At 61.0% G+C, this 15,006-nt stretch carries 14 protein-coding genes; 7 read left to right on the top strand and 7 right to left on the bottom strand.

Annotated features, from left to right (window positions below; genetic code table 11):
• The 5 genes from G9X67_RS27065 to G9X67_RS27045 all read right to left on the bottom strand — a co-directional run.
• On the bottom strand, positions 1-692 hold a 692-nt coding region (locus G9X67_RS27065), incomplete at its 3' end, for an ABC transporter substrate-binding protein (protein WP_171600114.1).
• A gap of 88 nt (positions 693-780) precedes the next feature.
• Entirely contained in the window at positions 781-2,301 is a 1,521-nt protein-coding gene (locus G9X67_RS27060) for an aldehyde dehydrogenase family protein (protein WP_138328172.1), read from the bottom strand.
• Positions 2,301-3,080 carry an enoyl-CoA hydratase/isomerase family protein gene (locus tag G9X67_RS27055; RefSeq protein ID WP_138328173.1) on the bottom strand — a complete coding sequence of 260 codons (780 nt, stop codon included), beginning with the start codon at positions 3,078-3,080 and terminating at the stop codon, positions 2,301-2,303. The genes G9X67_RS27060 and G9X67_RS27055 overlap by 1 nt, the downstream gene beginning before the upstream one ends.
• Entirely contained in the window at positions 3,073-4,686 is a 1,614-nt protein-coding gene (locus G9X67_RS27050; RefSeq protein WP_171600113.1) for an acyl CoA:acetate/3-ketoacid CoA transferase, read from the bottom strand. The genes G9X67_RS27055 and G9X67_RS27050 overlap by 8 nt, the downstream gene beginning before the upstream one ends.
• A 9-nt stretch (positions 4,687-4,695) precedes the next feature.
• Positions 4,696-5,742, bottom strand: coding sequence for a LacI family DNA-binding transcriptional regulator (locus tag G9X67_RS27045; protein WP_171600112.1), 1,047 nt, complete (start codon positions 5,740-5,742; stop codon positions 4,696-4,698).
• A 345-nt stretch (positions 5,743-6,087) separates the two neighbouring features.
• On the opposite strand from G9X67_RS27045, the gene lepB reads away from it, so the two are divergent.
• From lepB to G9X67_RS27025, 4 genes are all read left to right on the top strand, one after another.
• The gene (lepB, locus tag G9X67_RS27040; RefSeq protein ID WP_246697237.1) at positions 6,088-7,029 is read left to right on the top strand and encodes a signal peptidase I; all 942 of its coding nucleotides are present in this window, start codon (positions 6,088-6,090) and stop codon (positions 7,027-7,029) included.
• A gap of 50 nt (positions 7,030-7,079) precedes the next feature.
• Positions 7,080-7,256 carry a hypothetical protein gene (locus tag G9X67_RS35140; protein ID WP_246413080.1) on the top strand — a complete coding sequence of 59 codons (177 nt, stop codon included), beginning with the start codon at positions 7,080-7,082 and terminating at the stop codon, positions 7,254-7,256.
• A 369-nt stretch (positions 7,257-7,625) separates the two neighbouring features.
• Entirely contained in the window at positions 7,626-9,161 is a 1,536-nt protein-coding gene (locus G9X67_RS27030) for a PAS-domain containing protein (RefSeq protein ID WP_171600111.1), read from the top strand.
• A 63-nt stretch (positions 9,162-9,224) separates the two neighbouring features.
• Positions 9,225-9,848 (top strand): carboxymuconolactone decarboxylase family protein, encoded by a 624-nt coding sequence (locus G9X67_RS27025; RefSeq protein ID WP_171600110.1) that lies wholly within the window; start codon positions 9,225-9,227, stop codon positions 9,846-9,848.
• A 40-nt stretch (positions 9,849-9,888) separates the two neighbouring features.
• On the opposite strand, the gene G9X67_RS27020 is transcribed toward G9X67_RS27025, so the two are convergent.
• Positions 9,889-10,863, bottom strand: a complete 975-nt coding sequence (locus G9X67_RS27020; RefSeq protein WP_171600115.1) for an alpha/beta hydrolase — start codon at positions 10,861-10,863, stop codon at positions 9,889-9,891.
• A 431-nt stretch (positions 10,864-11,294) separates the two neighbouring features.
• On the opposite strand from G9X67_RS27020, the gene G9X67_RS27015 reads away from it, so the two are divergent.
• Positions 11,295-11,858: a nucleoside 2-deoxyribosyltransferase gene (locus tag G9X67_RS27015; protein ID WP_171600109.1), complete on the top strand. Its 564-nt coding sequence runs from the start codon at positions 11,295-11,297 to the stop codon at positions 11,856-11,858.
• 149 nt (positions 11,859-12,007) lie between these two features.
• Here the strand turns inward: G9X67_RS27015 and G9X67_RS27010 are convergent, their stop codons facing one another.
• Positions 12,008-12,895: a LysR family transcriptional regulator gene (locus G9X67_RS27010; RefSeq protein ID WP_171600108.1), complete on the bottom strand. Its 888-nt coding sequence runs from the start codon at positions 12,893-12,895 to the stop codon at positions 12,008-12,010.
• Positions 12,896-13,016: 121 nt separating this feature from the next.
• Between G9X67_RS27010 and G9X67_RS27005 the strand changes: the two genes are divergently transcribed.
• Both G9X67_RS27005 and G9X67_RS27000 read left to right on the top strand, forming a co-directional pair.
• A complete protein-coding gene (locus G9X67_RS27005; protein ID WP_138391173.1) occupies positions 13,017-13,865 on the top strand; it encodes an oxidoreductase in 849 nt (282 codons plus the stop codon).
• A gap of 105 nt (positions 13,866-13,970) precedes the next feature.
• Positions 13,971-14,975, top strand: a complete 1,005-nt coding sequence (locus tag G9X67_RS27000) for a 2-dehydropantoate 2-reductase (protein ID WP_171600107.1) — start codon at positions 13,971-13,973, stop codon at positions 14,973-14,975.
• Positions 14,976-15,006: the final 31 nt, after the last annotated feature.

The raw sequence follows: 15,006 nt of genomic DNA, 5'->3' as shown, positions 1-15,006 counted from the left end.
AAGGACTTCTTCATCGTGTCGGACTTCAGCGATTCATCGTCGAGGTCGTTGAAGGCCTTCTTGTAGAATTCCGGACCGCCGGTCGACAGCACGATGGAATCGAACATCGTCGCTTCCTGCCAGTTCTGGCCGCCAAGGGCGAGCGGGATCACGCCGGCTGCCTTGGCCTTGTCGAGCAGGGCGATCAGCTCGTCGAAGGTCTTCGGCTGGGTGCCGCCGATCTTGTCCATCACAGCCTTGTTGATCCACAGCCAGTTGACCGAGTGCACGTTGACGGGGGCAGCAACCCACTTGCCGTCATAGACCGAGAACTTCTGCAGGGCTGCCGGAACCGACTTGTCCCAGCCTTCCTTCTTCGCCGTCTCGGTCAGATCGCCCATGACGCCGGCCTGGGCATAATCGAGCACGGTATAACCCAGCATCTGCGAGGCTGTCGGATAGGTGCCGGCCGCAACCATCGCCTTCAGCGCCGTCATCGCCGCATCGCCGCCACCGCCGGCCACCGGCACGTCCTTCCAGGCAAAACCTTCCTTCGAAAGATCCTGCTTCAAGACGTTCAGCGCCGCTGCCTCGCCACCTGACGTCCACCAGTGCAGCATCTGCACTTCCTTGACGTCAGCGGCGTGGGCGGACACATGAGCGCCGGCCAGAGCCAATGCGACCATTGCGGTCGTGGTCAAAAACTTGTTCATCGAAGAACCTCCCAGTTCCAGTTTGGAAGATGCGGGACCCATTCCCGCACCAATCACCCGCCCTCCTCGAGCGTAGTTCGGCCGCCGGCTAGGCCGGCTTTTCCGTCTGCGGCATCCACCAGCTGGTGCGCTTGCCGATATGCATGTTCAGCGTCTTGGTCTCGGTGTAATCTTCGACCGCATGGCGACCGAGTTCGCGACCAAGGCCGCTTTGCTTGTAACCGCCGAAGGGAAGTTCCGAGGCGCCGTCCATGAAGGTGTTCATCCAGACCGTCCCCGCCCGCACCGACCGGCCGATCGTCAGGCACGTGTCGAAATCGCGGCTCCAGACACCGGCCGACAGGCCATAGTCGATGGAATTCGCAATCCTGATGGCTTCGGCCGATGTCTCGAATGTCAGGACCGAAAGCACCGGACCAAAGACTTCCTCGCGCGCCACGGCCATATCGGGGGTGACCTCTTCGAGGATCGTCGGCGACATGAACTGCCCCATGCCGAGGTCGAGCGTCTCGCCGCCATGCGCGACCCGGGCACCGCTGCTCCTCGCGGCGGCGACGTATCCTGATATCTTCTCCAGGTGTTGCGGCGTGATGATGGCGCCGACCTGCGTCGAAGGATCGAGCGGGTCGCCGACCTTCACCGCCTTCGACAGCTCAGCAATCCGCTTGACGACATCGGAAGCGATTGATTTGTGAAGGATCAGCCGCGAGCCGGCATTGCAGCACTCGCCGGCATTGAAGTATGCGCCGAAGACCGCGGCATCGATAAAGGCATCGAGATCGGCATCCGGGAACACGATCTGCGGGTTCTTCCCGCCCAGTTCCAGCGAGACCTTCTTCAGCGTCTGTGCGGCTTTCGACATGGTCAGCTTTCCGACACCGGTCGAGCCGGTGAAGGACACCATGTCGACGTCGGGATGCGACGTCATGACCGCACCGACCTCTGGTCCCGTACCGGTGACAATGTTGACGACGCCATCCGGCACGCCTGCTTCCTGCAGGATCTCTCCCAGCACCAGCGTCGATCCTGAGGTCAGTTCCGAGGGCTTGACGACGGTGGTGCAGCCAGCGGCCAAGGCGAATGGCAGCTTCTGGCCAACGATCAGGAACGGAAAGTTCCAAGGCGTGATGATCGACACCACGCCGATCGCTTCGCGCAAGACGACGCCGAGCGTGCCATCGCCGAGCGTGTTATAGCTCTCTCCGTGGAGATCGCGGGCAAGAGCTGCCGCATAGCGCCATATGTCAACGGAGCCGGCAATTTCTCCCCGCACCTGGGTGATCGGTTTTCCCGCCTCGATCGCATCGAGAAATGCTAGCTCCTCTGCACGCGCCGCGATCAAATCAGCAGCCTTGAGCAGGATGGCGGAACGTTCGGAAGCGGTCATTCGGGGCCACGGCCCGAGGTCGAACGCCTTGCGTGCCGAAGCGATAGCATGCTCGGCGTCCCTCTTGCTGCCGGTCGGAAACCGGCTGACCACGACACCATGGCTTGGAGCGACACGCTCGATCGGATCGGAGCTGCCTGCCTCCCATTTGCCATCGATGAGCATCTTGAAATCACGCGCTTTGTGGTCTCTGAGCGCGGTGGGGTTGACGAGAACCGTCATTACCATTCTCCCTTGAACGTTGCCGGGCGCTTCTCGCTGAATGATGCGACGCCCTCCTTCAGATCGCCGGTCTTCGCAGCGAGGATCGAGCCCAGGGCTTCAACCGCGGTTCCGTTGTCTTCGCCGTTTGCCGATGCGATCATCAACTTCGCGATCTCGGTCGCAGCCGGCGCCCTTGCGGCAATCCGCCCAGCATATTCCCTGGCGGCGACGAGCGCGTTTCCTGTGGGAACGACCGCGTCTACGATCCCGAGCAGGCGTGCCTCCTCGGCGGTGAATATCTCGCCGCCCAAGGCCATGCGCCGGACGGCTTGCGCCCCGAACCGGCGCACAAGACGCTGGGTCCCAGACCAGCCCGGCACCATTCCAAGGCCGGTCTCGGGCAGGCCGATCTTGATCTGCTCCTCTGCGAAGCGAATGTCCGCAACCCCTGCAAGTTCAAGCCCTCCCCCGAGGGCATGGCCATTCAGAGCCGCGATCAGCGGCACCCTGAGCGTCGCCAGTCTTTCGAAGATACGGTGGCCATGCCGAACCCAGAGATGACCGAACTCCTGAGGTAACATTCCGCCCCAGGCCTTGATATCGCCTCCAGCGGAAAAGCCCTTTCCTTCACCCGTGAGAATGGCAGCGCGCACATTGGCGTTCGCCTCCACCTCGTCGGCTGCGTCCGCCAACGCCTTGAGCATATCCAGGTCGAGTGCGTTCAGCTTCTCCGGACGAGAAATCGTCAGCGTCGCAACATGTCCATCGACGTCAATTCTGACTGTTCCGCTAGCCATGGAAGCTGCCCTCCAGTGTCCGTGCCGTTTTTTCCGAAAGCGACAGGCCGATGTTTGCCTCCCCGAAGAGCGCGGCGTCCATGACCTTCAGGTCCGGCGCCACGATCAGCGGAAACTCCGACTGATCGAGGATGTGGGACTGGAGATCGACGCCTGGGGCAATCTCGGTGAGGACGACGCCGTCGGGCGTCAGCTTCATCACGCACCGCTCAGTGACATAGGTGATGTCCTGGCCCTGCTCGATCGCGCGCCTGCCGCTGAAGGTGACATGTTCGACCTCGTTCACGAGCTTCTTCAGCTTGCCTTCCTTCTCGATGAAAAGAGCTCCATCGGCGATCGAAAGCTTCGCTCCGGCGTTGAACATGCCTGAGAATACGATCTTCTTAGCCCGGGCCGTGATGTCGACGAAGCCTCCGGCGCCAGCCGTCACATGCGGCCGGAAGGAAAGCTTGGAGACGTTGACCGAACCGTCTTTGCCGATCTCGAGGAAGGACAGCAGCGATGCATCGAAGCCTGCCCCCTGGAAATAGGTGAACTGATAGGGAGACGGCATGTAGGCGTCGGCGTTGGAGGCGCAGCCAAAGGCGAAGTCGAGCAGCGGTACCCCACCGACCGCGCCTTGCTCGATGACCCAAGTGACCGCGCCATGGAGCCCCTCCTCCAGCAGGATGCGCGGCACGTTGGCCGATATGCCGAAGCCGAGATTGACGCAGCTTCCCGCCTGAAGTTCCTGCGCGACACGGCGCGCGATAACTTTCTGAACATTGAACTCCGGAACGCTGAAACTATCGAGCGGGCGGAAGATCTCCCCGGAAATTGCCGGATCGTATTGCGTCTGCGTCGTCTGCTTCTGTTCCGGATCGACGACCACATAATCGACCAGCATTCCAGGCACGCGGACGTCATGAGGCTTCAGCGAGCCTTCCTTGGTGATCCGCTTGACCTGGGCGATGACGATGCCGCCGTTGTTGCGTGCGGCCAGCGCCTGATCGAGGCCGCCGAGATAGGCGCCTTCATGCTCGTATGTCAGGTTGCCGCGCTCGTCGGCGGTGGTGGCGCGGATGATGGCGATCTCAGGGACGATCGAGGGAAAGAACAACCAGTCGTCGCCCTCGAAGCGCACGCGCTTGACCACCGGATGCTCCGAAGCCAGGCCGTTCATCGCGCAACCCTGCCGCTCGGGATCGACGAATGTATCGATGCCGATCTTGGTCAGAACACCCGGCCGCTTCGCGGCGGCCTCGCGATGAATATCGAAGAGGATACCCGAGGGAATGTTGTAGGCCGGGATTTCGTTGTTGGTGATCATTTGCCAGATCAGCGGCGGCTCAGACGACGATGGACCGGACGGATAGGAGCCACCGATGATGCGCTTGAGCAGCCCCTTCTTGGCGATATGGTCGACGCCCTTGATACCGCTCATGTCGCCGGCGGCGATAGGATGAAGGGTCGTAATATCCCGGGGATGGCCGATCGCATCGAAACGTTCGCCAATCGCCTTCAGCATGAGGTCCGGGCAACCGAGACCGCTTGAGGAAGACACCGTTACAACAGCGCCATCCGGGATCAGTGCGGCTGCTTCGGTCGGGGTGAGATGCTTCTTCATAGGCCTTACTCAGAGTCCTGTTTCGATTTTTACGCTCTTGCGGGCTCCGCAGCTCTCGCGAACGACCAGCCGAACCGCTGTTGTCACCGTCTCCGCCTCGGCCTTGCCCGCATTGATCTGCTTCAGAAGCAGCTGCGCGCCGCGGCGGCCAATGCCCTGCGGATCGACCGAGATCGTCGTGAGCGCGGGAACCGCCGCCTGAGCCTCGATGACGTCGTCGAAACCCACGACCGCGAAGTCGGAGCCGGGCTCCAGACGGCGGGCACGTAACCCGTCACAAACACCGAAGGCGACGGCATCGTTGAAGCAGACGGCTGCCGTGGGTTTGTCGGCAAGAACGATTGCCTTTCCGATCGCCTCTACCCCGCCGGCTCGCGAAGGCGCCGACGAGATGACAAGTTCTTGGTGATAGTCGAGCCCGGCTGCCTCTATGCCGCTTCGGTAACCGGTAAGGCGGTCGTCGAAGACAGCGGTGTCGGGAAAGCCGCCGAGAAAAGCGATGCGCTTGTGACCAAGCTCCGCCAGGTGCTTGACCGCAGACATCATGCCAGCCTGGTTGTCGGAGACGACGGACGAGACTTTGGCGCCAGGCAGGTTTCTGACGACGACCACCACCGGAATCCCTGCGGCGACGAGTGGCTTGAAGTCTGCGGCATCGGTGGCGCGCGCCGGCGACACGATGAGCCCCGAAATGCCATGTTCCCGCATCGATGCGACAACCTCGCGCTGCCTGTCGATGCTCTCGCTGGTGTTCGACAGGAATTGCACGAACCCGGCCGACTGAACGACCATATCGACACCGACCGCCAGTTCCGCGAAGAAGCTGTTCGTCAGGTCGTTCACGACGACGCCGATGATCCTCGATTTGGCACTGGCCTGCCGAAGATTGGCTGCGCCGCGATTGTAGACGTAGCCCAGCTCGCGCATCACCGCATTGACCTTGGAACGCGTCCCCTCATTGACCAGGGAGGAGCCCTGAAGCACCAGCGAAACCGTCGATTTCGAGACGCCTGCGGCCTTCGCAATGTCAATGACGGTTACCCGCGCCTTTGTCATTTCCCCTCCCCGACACCAACGTCGACTGATCGATAGATATTTGGAACGTTCCAATTCTGTCAAGTGAAAATTCGCGCCGATTCAGTTCACGCTGACGTTTTACGCAAATTCCTGGCGCCTCAAAGGGGCGGTCAGCACTCGGAAAATTGGAACGTTCTAAATTTGGGCCGCAAGCAGGAAAACGCCGCCAATATTCTCGGGCACGAGAAAGCTACGTTTTTCTGCGATAGCACGCGGCCAATCGGGGGGTGGCATTTTTCAAGACTTCGACTACAAGTCGAAATGAGGCGCTGCCAAAGAGCGATTGTGACCTGAGTATATTCGTCAAACCTACTGAGATTTTTTATGCAAATTTTTAAAGCTTTTCGCGCTCGCCGCCCCATTTGTGCAGCCACGCTGGGATTTCTATTCGGTCCAGATGTCGTAATGGCCTATCTCGGGCGCGGCTGGAAAGCGACTGCTTACTTTACGGGTGGCATCGTCATCTCGATCGCGCAACTCTGGTTGTTTGGCGTTCCTTCAGCCGCTGTTTTTGGATATTTCCTGATCTTGGCCTGGCGTCTGATCGGCCTATTGCATGGCTATCGTGCAGCAAAGAAGGTGCCAGCAGACACCGTGTTTCCGTGGTACTCGCGGTGGTATAGTCTTGCTCTGATCTTTTTGATTGCACCGTTCGCCTTGGCGATGCTGGTTCGAAGTTTCGCCTTTCAACCATTCACGATACCGTCGAGCTCGATGCTGCCCAATTTGCAGAGCGGCGACTACATGTTCGCGCAAAAATACGCCTACGGGTACAGCCGCTATTCGCTCCCGTACGGGCTTGGACCGGAGCGTCGTATATTTGGACATGGACCGGAGCGAGGAGACGTCGTCATGTTCCGGACGCCAATGGACCCGAGGGTCGATTACGTGAAACGCGTCGTCGGCCTGCCGGGTGACCGCATTCAGATGAAATCCGGTATTCTTTACCTGAATGGTACCGCCGTTGAGCGCGAACCGGCGGGTGAATTGACCTATCAATCAGTAACAGTGCAGGCGTTTAAGGAGACGCTGCCATCCGGCCGCAGCTATACGATCGTTGAGCAAGTGGACAACGCCCGTGGCGACAATACCAGGGAATTCGTTGTCCCCAACGGGCATTACTTCGTGCTGGGCGACAATCGTGACAACAGCCTGGATAGCCGCTTCGACATGGGATTTATCCCAGATGGCAACATATATGCGAAGGCAGCCATAGTGCTTTTCAATTCCCAGAATGGATCGCGGCAGATGTCGTGGATCCAATAACCTCGAGAGGCAGAAAATTTTGCGACCAGCCCGATAAAGAACATGAACAGATGAAACTGCGCGCTGAACTGATTGCTCTGCCGCCACGCCAGCAAGCACGGCGCTTGGCAGCCGTCGCCGCTTCTCTGGTCCTCCAAATCAAGCGTACCGAACCCCACGCGCCGGAGGCCGAGGCCGCCTTGGCGGCAATCCGCACCTGGGGTGATGGCGCAGGACTGCAGGACTGACCGGCCGATACGTCTCCGATCTCGTCTATAGCGACGAGGAGCGGGGACGCTTCGCCGACTCTCCGAGGCGGCCGGGAAGTCCAGCGAAGGCGCCTGGAATGCGCTCACGACGGCACTCATGTACGTTGCTTGGCTTGTTTATCAGGAGACCGGCGAACCCATGCCGGGTGACGTCAACGAGGTGGGCGAGGACATCCTTGATTTTCTGGACGAGCAACTGGCCCAACTCGGCTAAGTGACGCAGAATCGCGGCGCAGTTTTGCTGGAATTGCTCTCAAGGAACGCCCGCCCAGAGGCATTAGCGAAACTTTATCGTTTGTGACGAATGCTACGGATACGTGCAACGCGCCAGATCTGAAGCAGGGCCGGATGATGCCACACTCGTTTGAATCTATCCTGGAGAGCCTGCCTCAGGGCATTGTTCTGCTCGATCCTGCCGGTACGGTGACGGCTTTCAATTCACGCACGCTTGATATTCTCGGCCTTCCGCAAGGCGCCATCCGCAAAGGCATGAATATCGACGGATTGCCGGGCACCGCAAACTGCCGTGCAGTGGCATCCCGGCGGTCGATGGCCGGTGGAGCGCCCACGTCTCAGTTTGCCCTTTCCGACGGAGGGATGGTCTCATTGACCTGCGCCCCATCACGGGATGGAGGCTGGATCCTCAGTTACGAAGACATCTCGACTCTCATTCGCGTCGAAGACAGCCTGACCGAACAACATCGCCGGTTCGACGCAGCGCTCAGCAACATGCCGCATGGGCTGTGCATGTTCGATTCGACAAAGAACCTGATATTGTGCAACGCCTCCTACGCGCGGATGTACAATCTGCCGGACCTGCTAACGCAACCGGGGACACCACTTGTGGATATCCTGGCCTATCGCAGCCGGGAGGGAAATGGCCCGGCCGATACCACGACCTATTTTGATGTGGTCTTCGAAGCAACAACCCGCGGTGCGCCGGCCAGCCAAAACATCGTCCTGGCCGATGGGCGCGTTATCAAGATCACCCACAATCCGATGCAAAACGGTGGATACGTGGCCACCCATGAGGATGTCACCAAGACCGTCCGGTTGGCGGAAGAGCTGCGCCGGCATCACGATCAGCTCGAAGCGACGGTTAAGAGCCGCACGGCAGAAGTCGAGCGGCAGGCGCGGGAACTCGAGCGAATGCTGGCGCAGGAGAGGAACATCAACGAATTGCAACGGCAATTCGTGGCGATGGCATCCCATGAATTCAGGACCCCGCTGGCAATCATCGACGCTGCTGCCCAGCGGCTGCTGCGAAAAAAGGGGGCGGTCGAGCCCGAATTTCTCAGCGACAAGGTCGATCAAATCCGCGCATCGGTGACCCGGATTGTCGATCTCATGGAGAGCATCCTGTCAGCCGGACGCCTCGACACCGGCAAGATCGATATCAACTACGACGCCTGCGCATTGAGATCATTGATAAAAACCTGTTGCGAGCGGCAGTCGACGATCTCAAAATCGCACAGCTTTGTGTTGGATATCGATCGGCTGCCAGAGTTCATAGATGCCGATCCCCGCACTTTGGCACAGGTCTTTACCAACCTGCTTTCCAATGCCGTCAAGTACGCGCCCGGAACCTCAGAAATTCGCGTCACCGCATGGGCGGAGACGGGAAACGTCAAAGTTTCGATCAGCGACGATGGCGTGGGGATCGATGCCGAAGACGTGCCCCGGCTGTTCCAGCGCTATTTTCGGGCCCGGACGTCGACCGGGATTGCCGGAACGGGTATCGGCCTCAATCTGGTGAAGCAGATCATCGAACTGCACGACGGCTCGATAGAGGTTCGAAGTGCAAGAGGGTGCGGATCGACATTCACCGTAACGCTTCCAATCAAGAGAAGTGGTAACGCTTCTGCGAGCAGTGATGCTGCCTGACGTTTCAGGATTGCTGTCCTGCTTATCTACCCTATCCTTCTCCCAATAGAGGAGGATCATGCCATGACTTTCATTCACACCCCCAACGCATCCGCCAGCGAGAAGACGACGTCGATGTATGCGTCGGCCGAGGCGAATTATGGTTATCTGCCGAACATGTATCGGGCCTTCGGCCATCGGCCGGAGGTGATGGAGAGCTGGGCGGCGCTGCTTTCGAGCATTCGCGGCCATATGAGCTTGCGGCGCTACGAACTGGTGACGCTGGCGGCGGCCAAGGAGCTCAAATCCTCCTATTGCATGCTGGCGCACGGCTCGGTGCTGCTGCGCGAGGGTTTCACCAGCGACGGGCTGACGGCTGTTGTCAACGAGACGGAGAAGGCGCCGATCGATGCCGGCGAACGCGCGATCATGGCTTTTGCCGCCAAGGTGGCGCGCGATGCGACGTCGGTGACGCAGCAGGATATCGACGGACTGAAGAAACACGGGCTGAGCGACGCCGATGTCTTCGACGTCACGGCTGCGGCAGCGGCCCGGTGTTTCTTCTCGAAAATGCTGGATGCGCTGGGCGCTGCACCCGACCACGCCTATATCGAGCGGCTGGAGCCGAATGTGCGAAAGACGCTCAGCGTCGGCCGAGAGGTCGAGCGGCCTCTGGCGCCCTCACCGTCCCGCGGCACATCGCAATGATGCAATGACGGAGGGCGTCCGGCATCTGCTCTTGCGACCCCTACTCTTGCGGTTTGTCCGCAAAATGCCGGATCGCAAACTCAGCGATATTCTGGCTCGACCGATCGGCATCGTCGAGCAGAGAGGGAAACAGCTGCCACTGATGCGGCATGCCCGGCCAGACCTCGGTAGTGACGTCCACTCCCGCCACGCGCGCCTTGTCGGCGAGCCGCAGCGTATCGTCCAGCAGGACTTCGCCGGAGCCGACCTGCAGCAACAGCGGCGGAAAGCCGGTCATGTCAGCATAAAGCGGCGATGCCTGGGGATCGGTCGGAGACCGGCTGCGGAGATAGGTCTTGCGCAAGGTCTCGATCCAGTCCTTGCCGACCAGCGGATCGCTTCCGGCGTTTGATGTCATAGATCCGCCTGTCGCGGCAAGATCGGTGATGGGGCTGAGCGCAATCACAGCCGCCGGCAACGGCTTTGCCGCCTGCATCTGCCTCAGCACCGTCTCGATCGCGATATTGCCGCCGGCGCCGTCTCCGGCCACGATCACATTCTCGCTCCGATAGCCGTTGTCGAGAAGCCAGCGATAGGCGGTCAGCGCGTCGTTGATCTGCGCGGGGTAGCCATATTCGGGCATCAGCCGATAATCAATGAGAAGAATGTCGCTGGATGCGGCCTTGGCGAGCGAGCCGGCAAGCAGGCTATGTGTGCGAATGGAGCCGCTGGAAAAGCCGCCGCCATGAATATAGAGGATTACCCTTTGGCCGATCGGGTGATGAAGACGGGCAGGCCACATCAGCTCGGCGTCGACGCCGTCGGCATCGACCTGCCGCACCTGGATGCGCGTCGGCCCCGGCGTCGTCTCCATCAGCGTCCTGAAGGCCGTTCGCCGCTGCTGCAGGCTATCGGCGCCGGCAAAGTGATCTTTCCAGAGGCCGACGAGTTTTTCGACCTGTTCGCGCGAGGCCGGGCTTTGCGGCCCAATGTCCCGCCCGACCGCTGCCGAGGCGAGCAGCATCAGCGCAGCCAAAGCGGGGAACAGACATTTGAGCCGCTTTGGGGCTCTTCGAATACCAGCTGGCAAAATCCGACCGTTCATCAACCTCTCCCGACGATGTTGGCCAAGGCGGCATCTTTGGCCGGTTCGTCCACCGGAGTCAAAAGGGTGACAGGCGCGAACCTCAAGCTTTTTATTCCGCCTGCATCGCCTCGCCGCCTGAAACCCGCCGATCTCAGGCGGCGACTCGATGATGGAGATAGCGCAGCTCCTCCGGACGTCCCTCCGCTGTGTCGGGAATGAAGTCGACCGTTGCCCGTCCACTGCCGCCGCATCAGGCTGCTAGTAAAAAAATTGGACAATGCCTGCCGGTACGGCTTGCCATTTGCCGCGCTTCCGTCGGAAAAAGACGGCGTGCCTGGCTGTCCCACCCCGGCGCCTCGTCTTGTGAGTGAAGGATACCGATGACCACCATTTACCTTGCCGGCCCGGAAGTCTTTCTTCCGGATGCCATGCCCATCATGGCCGAAAAACGCCGATTGGCGCGCCAGTTCGGCTTCGAGTCGACCGGTCCCGGCAGCGACGAAAACCAGACGCCGGTGAAGCGGACGGCCGCAGAGATCTATGCACGCAACGACGACGCCATGCGTCGAGCCGAAATCTGCCTTGCCAACATCACTCCTTTTCGAGGCGTCAGCGCCGATCCGGGTACGGTCTACGAGATCGGCTTTATGATTGCGCTGGGAAAAGCGGTCTTCGCCTATATCAATCACCCCGACGACTATGGCCTGCGCGTTCGCTCGATCTGGTATGCGGGGCTCGATATCGACGAGACGAGCGGACGCCCCCGCGGACCGGATGGCATCGCGATCGAAAATCACGGCATGGCCGACAACCTGATGATCGACGGAGGGATCGAGGCGACGGGAGGCAAGGTGTTCCGTGCAACGACGCTCCCGGCAGATCCTGCCCGCGACCTAGCGGTTTATTTTGCGGCGCTTCAGACGATTGCCGGCACGCGGGCTTGATGGCCGCCGACTTGACATGGATCGCGCCAGCGACGCCAATTTCTTACCCGTCGGCGCTTTTCTCGCTGATATCGGAGCCTTGGTCCGCCACCGGCTGATCCCAGCTGTGCTGGGTGACCGCCGGCGGCGGGCAGGCATCCTGGCCTCTTTTACTCCGCCTTCATCGCGTCGATGACCGCCCTGAAGCCCGCCGACATATGGCGGCGGCTCGGATAGTAGAGATAGAGCGGTTCCTCCGGCTGGCACCAGTCGTCCAGCACCTGGATCAGCTCGCCGCCGGCGACCGCCTTTTCCACGCGGGGCTCCCAGATATAGGCAAGGCCGACGCCGCCGAGCGCTGCCTGCATCATTAGCTCGTGATCGTCGAGCGACAGCGGTCCGGTCGGCTGAAAGCTCACCGCCTGGCCGTCCTTCTCGAACTCCCAGGCATAACGCGCGCCTGACGGAAACATGTTCTGAATGCAGAGATGGCGCTTGAGCTCGTGCGGTGTCGCCGGCTTCGGCCGGGTCTCGAAATAGGCAGGCGAACCGACGACGACCAGGCGGATGCGCGGTTTTATGCGCAGCGCGATCATGCCCTCGGTGACGCGCTCGCCGAAGCGGATGCCGGCATCGAAACCCTCCTCGACGATATCGACCAGCCTGTCGGTCGCGTTGATCTCCAGCTGCAAGTTGGGGTTCTTTTTCAGCAACGGACCGATGATGCGACCGATGACGAAGGGGCCGATCGAATTCGGCACGTTGATCCTCACCTTGCCGAACGGCGTGTCGCGATAGCGGTTCAGCGCATCGAGTGCTGCCGCCATCTCGCCGAAGGCCGGGTCGAGATGCGAGATCAGCAGTTCGCCGGCCTCCGTCAGCGAGACGCTGCGCGTCGTGCGGTTAAGCAGGCGGATGCCGATCCGGTCTTCGAGATTGAGCACGGCATGGCTCACCGCAGAGGCGGTGACACCCCTCTCCTCGCCGGCCTTGCGAAAGCTCTTATGCCGCGCGACGGCGGCAAAGGCCGCGAGTTCGGACAGTTCGGTAGCGCGCATTACTGAATCAAACTCATCATAGTTTCAAAAATAACAAATCTTATACAGCAATGGATTTTCGGTCAAATTCACCTCGTCGGCACAGAGATGCCGCAACCGAACAGTTCGAAAGGAATTCGTTATGAAAGTCTGGTTCATTACTGGTGCATCCCGCGGCTTCGGCGCGCTGATGACCAAAGAAGCCCTTGCGTCAGGCGATGCCGTCATCGCCACCGCCCGCAACCCGAAGACCGTGATCGAGCAGTTCGGCGACCATCCGAACCTGCTTGCCGTCGCCCTCGACGTCACCAACGAGGCGCAGGCCAAGGAGGCAGCGGCTGCCGGCATCGCCCGCTTCGGCCGCATCGACGTCCTCGCCAACAATGCCGGCTACGGCCTGCTCGGCGCTGTCGAGGAAGCCACGGCCGAAGAGATCGAAAAGCTCTATGCCACGAACGTCTTCGGCCTGCTGAAGGTGACACGAGCCGTGCTGCCCTATATGCGCCGCCAGCGCTCCGGCCACATCCTGAACTTCTCATCGATCGGCGGTTATTTCGGCTATCCCGGCTGGGGCGTCTACGGCTCGACGAAGTTCGCCGTCGAAGGCCTGTCCGAATCGATGGCCGCCGAACTCGAACCCTTCGGCATCAAGGTGACGATCGTCGAGCCGGGCTTCTTCCGCACCGACTTCCTCGCCGACACCTCGCTGGCGATCAGCCCGGCCTCCATCGCGGACTACGAGGGTACGCCGGCCGGCAACATGCGTAGTTTCGCTGCCGACGCAAACCATGCCCAGCCCGGCAATCCCGCCAAACTTGCCGCCGGCATCATGACGCTCGCCAATTCGCCCAATCCGCCGCTGCGCATGCCGTTCGGCAGCGATACGGTAGCCGTGATCGAGGAGCAGCATGCCAGCGTCGAAAAGGAACTTGCCGTCTGGCGCCAGCTCGCTTTGTCCACGGATTTTCCAAGCGAAGCAACGGCTGCCTGAAGACCAGGGTGGGTGCAGGAAAGTGCAGCATGCGGCAAATTGACGTTCGCCTTGAGCCTCTCATGGCCTAGATCTAGTTTCGATCACCACCATGAAGAGGCGAGCATGTCCATCAAGTCCATCTGCATCTATGGCGCCGGGGCGCTCGGCGGCGCTATCGCCGCCAAGCTTGCAAGCCAAGCCGGAAACGACGCCGCCATCTCCGTTATCGCGCGTGGCGCGCATCTCCACGCCATCCGCGACAACGGTCTCAGCCTGCGCGAAGCCGATGCGGATAGGCCACTCAATGTCCGCCTTACCGCGACCGACGATCCCAGGACATTGCCGCCGCAGGATCTCGTCATCACCGGCCTCAAGGGGCATCAGCTGGCGCCCGCCGCCGAAGGCATTGCAGGCCTCCTCAAGGAGGGCACCCGCGTCGTCATGATCCTCAACGGCATTCCGTGGTGGTATTTTCACCGCGATACCCAGAGCCGGCATGCCGAGCTGCAGTTCGACGAGCTCGATCCCGGCGGCAGGCTGTGGCGGCTGATCGGGCCGGAACGCGTCATCGGCTGCGTCGCCTATCAGGGTGCCGAGGTGATCAACCCCGGCGAGATCCAGCTTTCCCACAACGGCCGCTTCGTGCTCGGCGAGCCCTCCGGCGACATCTCGCCCGATCTCGAGGCGATCGCCGCGGTGCTGACCGGCGCCGGCCTCAGCATTACGACGACAGCTGATATCCGCGGCGAGATCTGGAGCAAGTTGATGGGCAACGCCGCTTTCAACCCGATCAGCGCGCTGACCAGAGCGCTGATGACCGACATCATGGCGGATCCCGCCCTTTCGGCTACGGTCGGTAGGGTGATGAGTGAGGTCCGCGCCGTCGGCGAGGCCTTGGGTGCGCGGTTCAGCATGACCGTCGAGCAGCGGTTGGAACAATCGCGCCATATCGGCGGCGTGCGCACATCGATGCTGCAGGATCTGATCGGCGGCAAGGCGCTCGAAATAACGCCGCTGGTCGGCATGGTGGTGGCGCTCGGACGCCTGAGCGCCGTGCCGACGCCGGTTTCGGAAACGATCCTGGCGCTGGTGACGCAGTTGGATCGGGAAAACCAGCGCGGCGGCTGATTGCGGAGGAAGGGCGGCCGGGAAAACCCGG

The sequence above is a fragment of the Rhizobium sp. WYCCWR 11152 genome (assembly GCF_013087615.1).
GTDB classification, from domain to species: domain Bacteria; phylum Pseudomonadota; class Alphaproteobacteria; order Rhizobiales; family Rhizobiaceae; genus Rhizobium; species Rhizobium indicum.
Note: the sequence above shows the minus strand (reverse complement) of the source record. Positions and strands in the feature narration are given on the sequence as shown.

Bases quoted from the DNA above. Each gene is read 5' to 3' on its own strand.
- G9X67_RS27060 (WP_138328172.1), bottom strand. From the start codon at position 2,301: ATGACGGTTCTCGTCAACCCCACCGCGCTCAGAGACCACAAAGCGCGT.
- G9X67_RS27055 (WP_138328173.1), bottom strand. From the start codon at position 3,080: ATGGCTAGCGGAACAGTCAGAATTGACGTCGATGGACATGTTGCGACG.
- G9X67_RS27050 (WP_171600113.1), bottom strand. From the start codon at position 4,686: ATGAAGAAGCATCTCACCCCGACCGAAGCAGCCGCACTGATCCCGGAT.
- G9X67_RS27045 (WP_171600112.1), bottom strand. From the start codon at position 5,742: ATGACAAAGGCGCGGGTAACCGTCATTGACATTGCGAAGGCCGCAGGC.
- lepB (WP_246697237.1), top strand. From the start codon at position 6,088: ATGCAAATTTTTAAAGCTTTTCGCGCTCGCCGCCCCATTTGTGCAGCC.
- G9X67_RS35140 (WP_246413080.1), top strand. From the start codon at position 7,080: ATGAAACTGCGCGCTGAACTGATTGCTCTGCCGCCACGCCAGCAAGCA.
- G9X67_RS27030 (WP_171600111.1), top strand. From the start codon at position 7,626: ATGATGCCACACTCGTTTGAATCTATCCTGGAGAGCCTGCCTCAGGGC.
- G9X67_RS27025 (WP_171600110.1), top strand. From the start codon at position 9,225: ATGACTTTCATTCACACCCCCAACGCATCCGCCAGCGAGAAGACGACG.
- G9X67_RS27015 (WP_171600109.1), top strand. From the start codon at position 11,295: ATGACCACCATTTACCTTGCCGGCCCGGAAGTCTTTCTTCCGGATGCC.
- G9X67_RS27010 (WP_171600108.1), bottom strand. From the start codon at position 12,895: ATGCGCGCTACCGAACTGTCCGAACTCGCGGCCTTTGCCGCCGTCGCG.
- G9X67_RS27005 (WP_138391173.1), top strand. From the start codon at position 13,017: ATGAAAGTCTGGTTCATTACTGGTGCATCCCGCGGCTTCGGCGCGCTG.
- G9X67_RS27000 (WP_171600107.1), top strand. From the start codon at position 13,971: ATGTCCATCAAGTCCATCTGCATCTATGGCGCCGGGGCGCTCGGCGGC.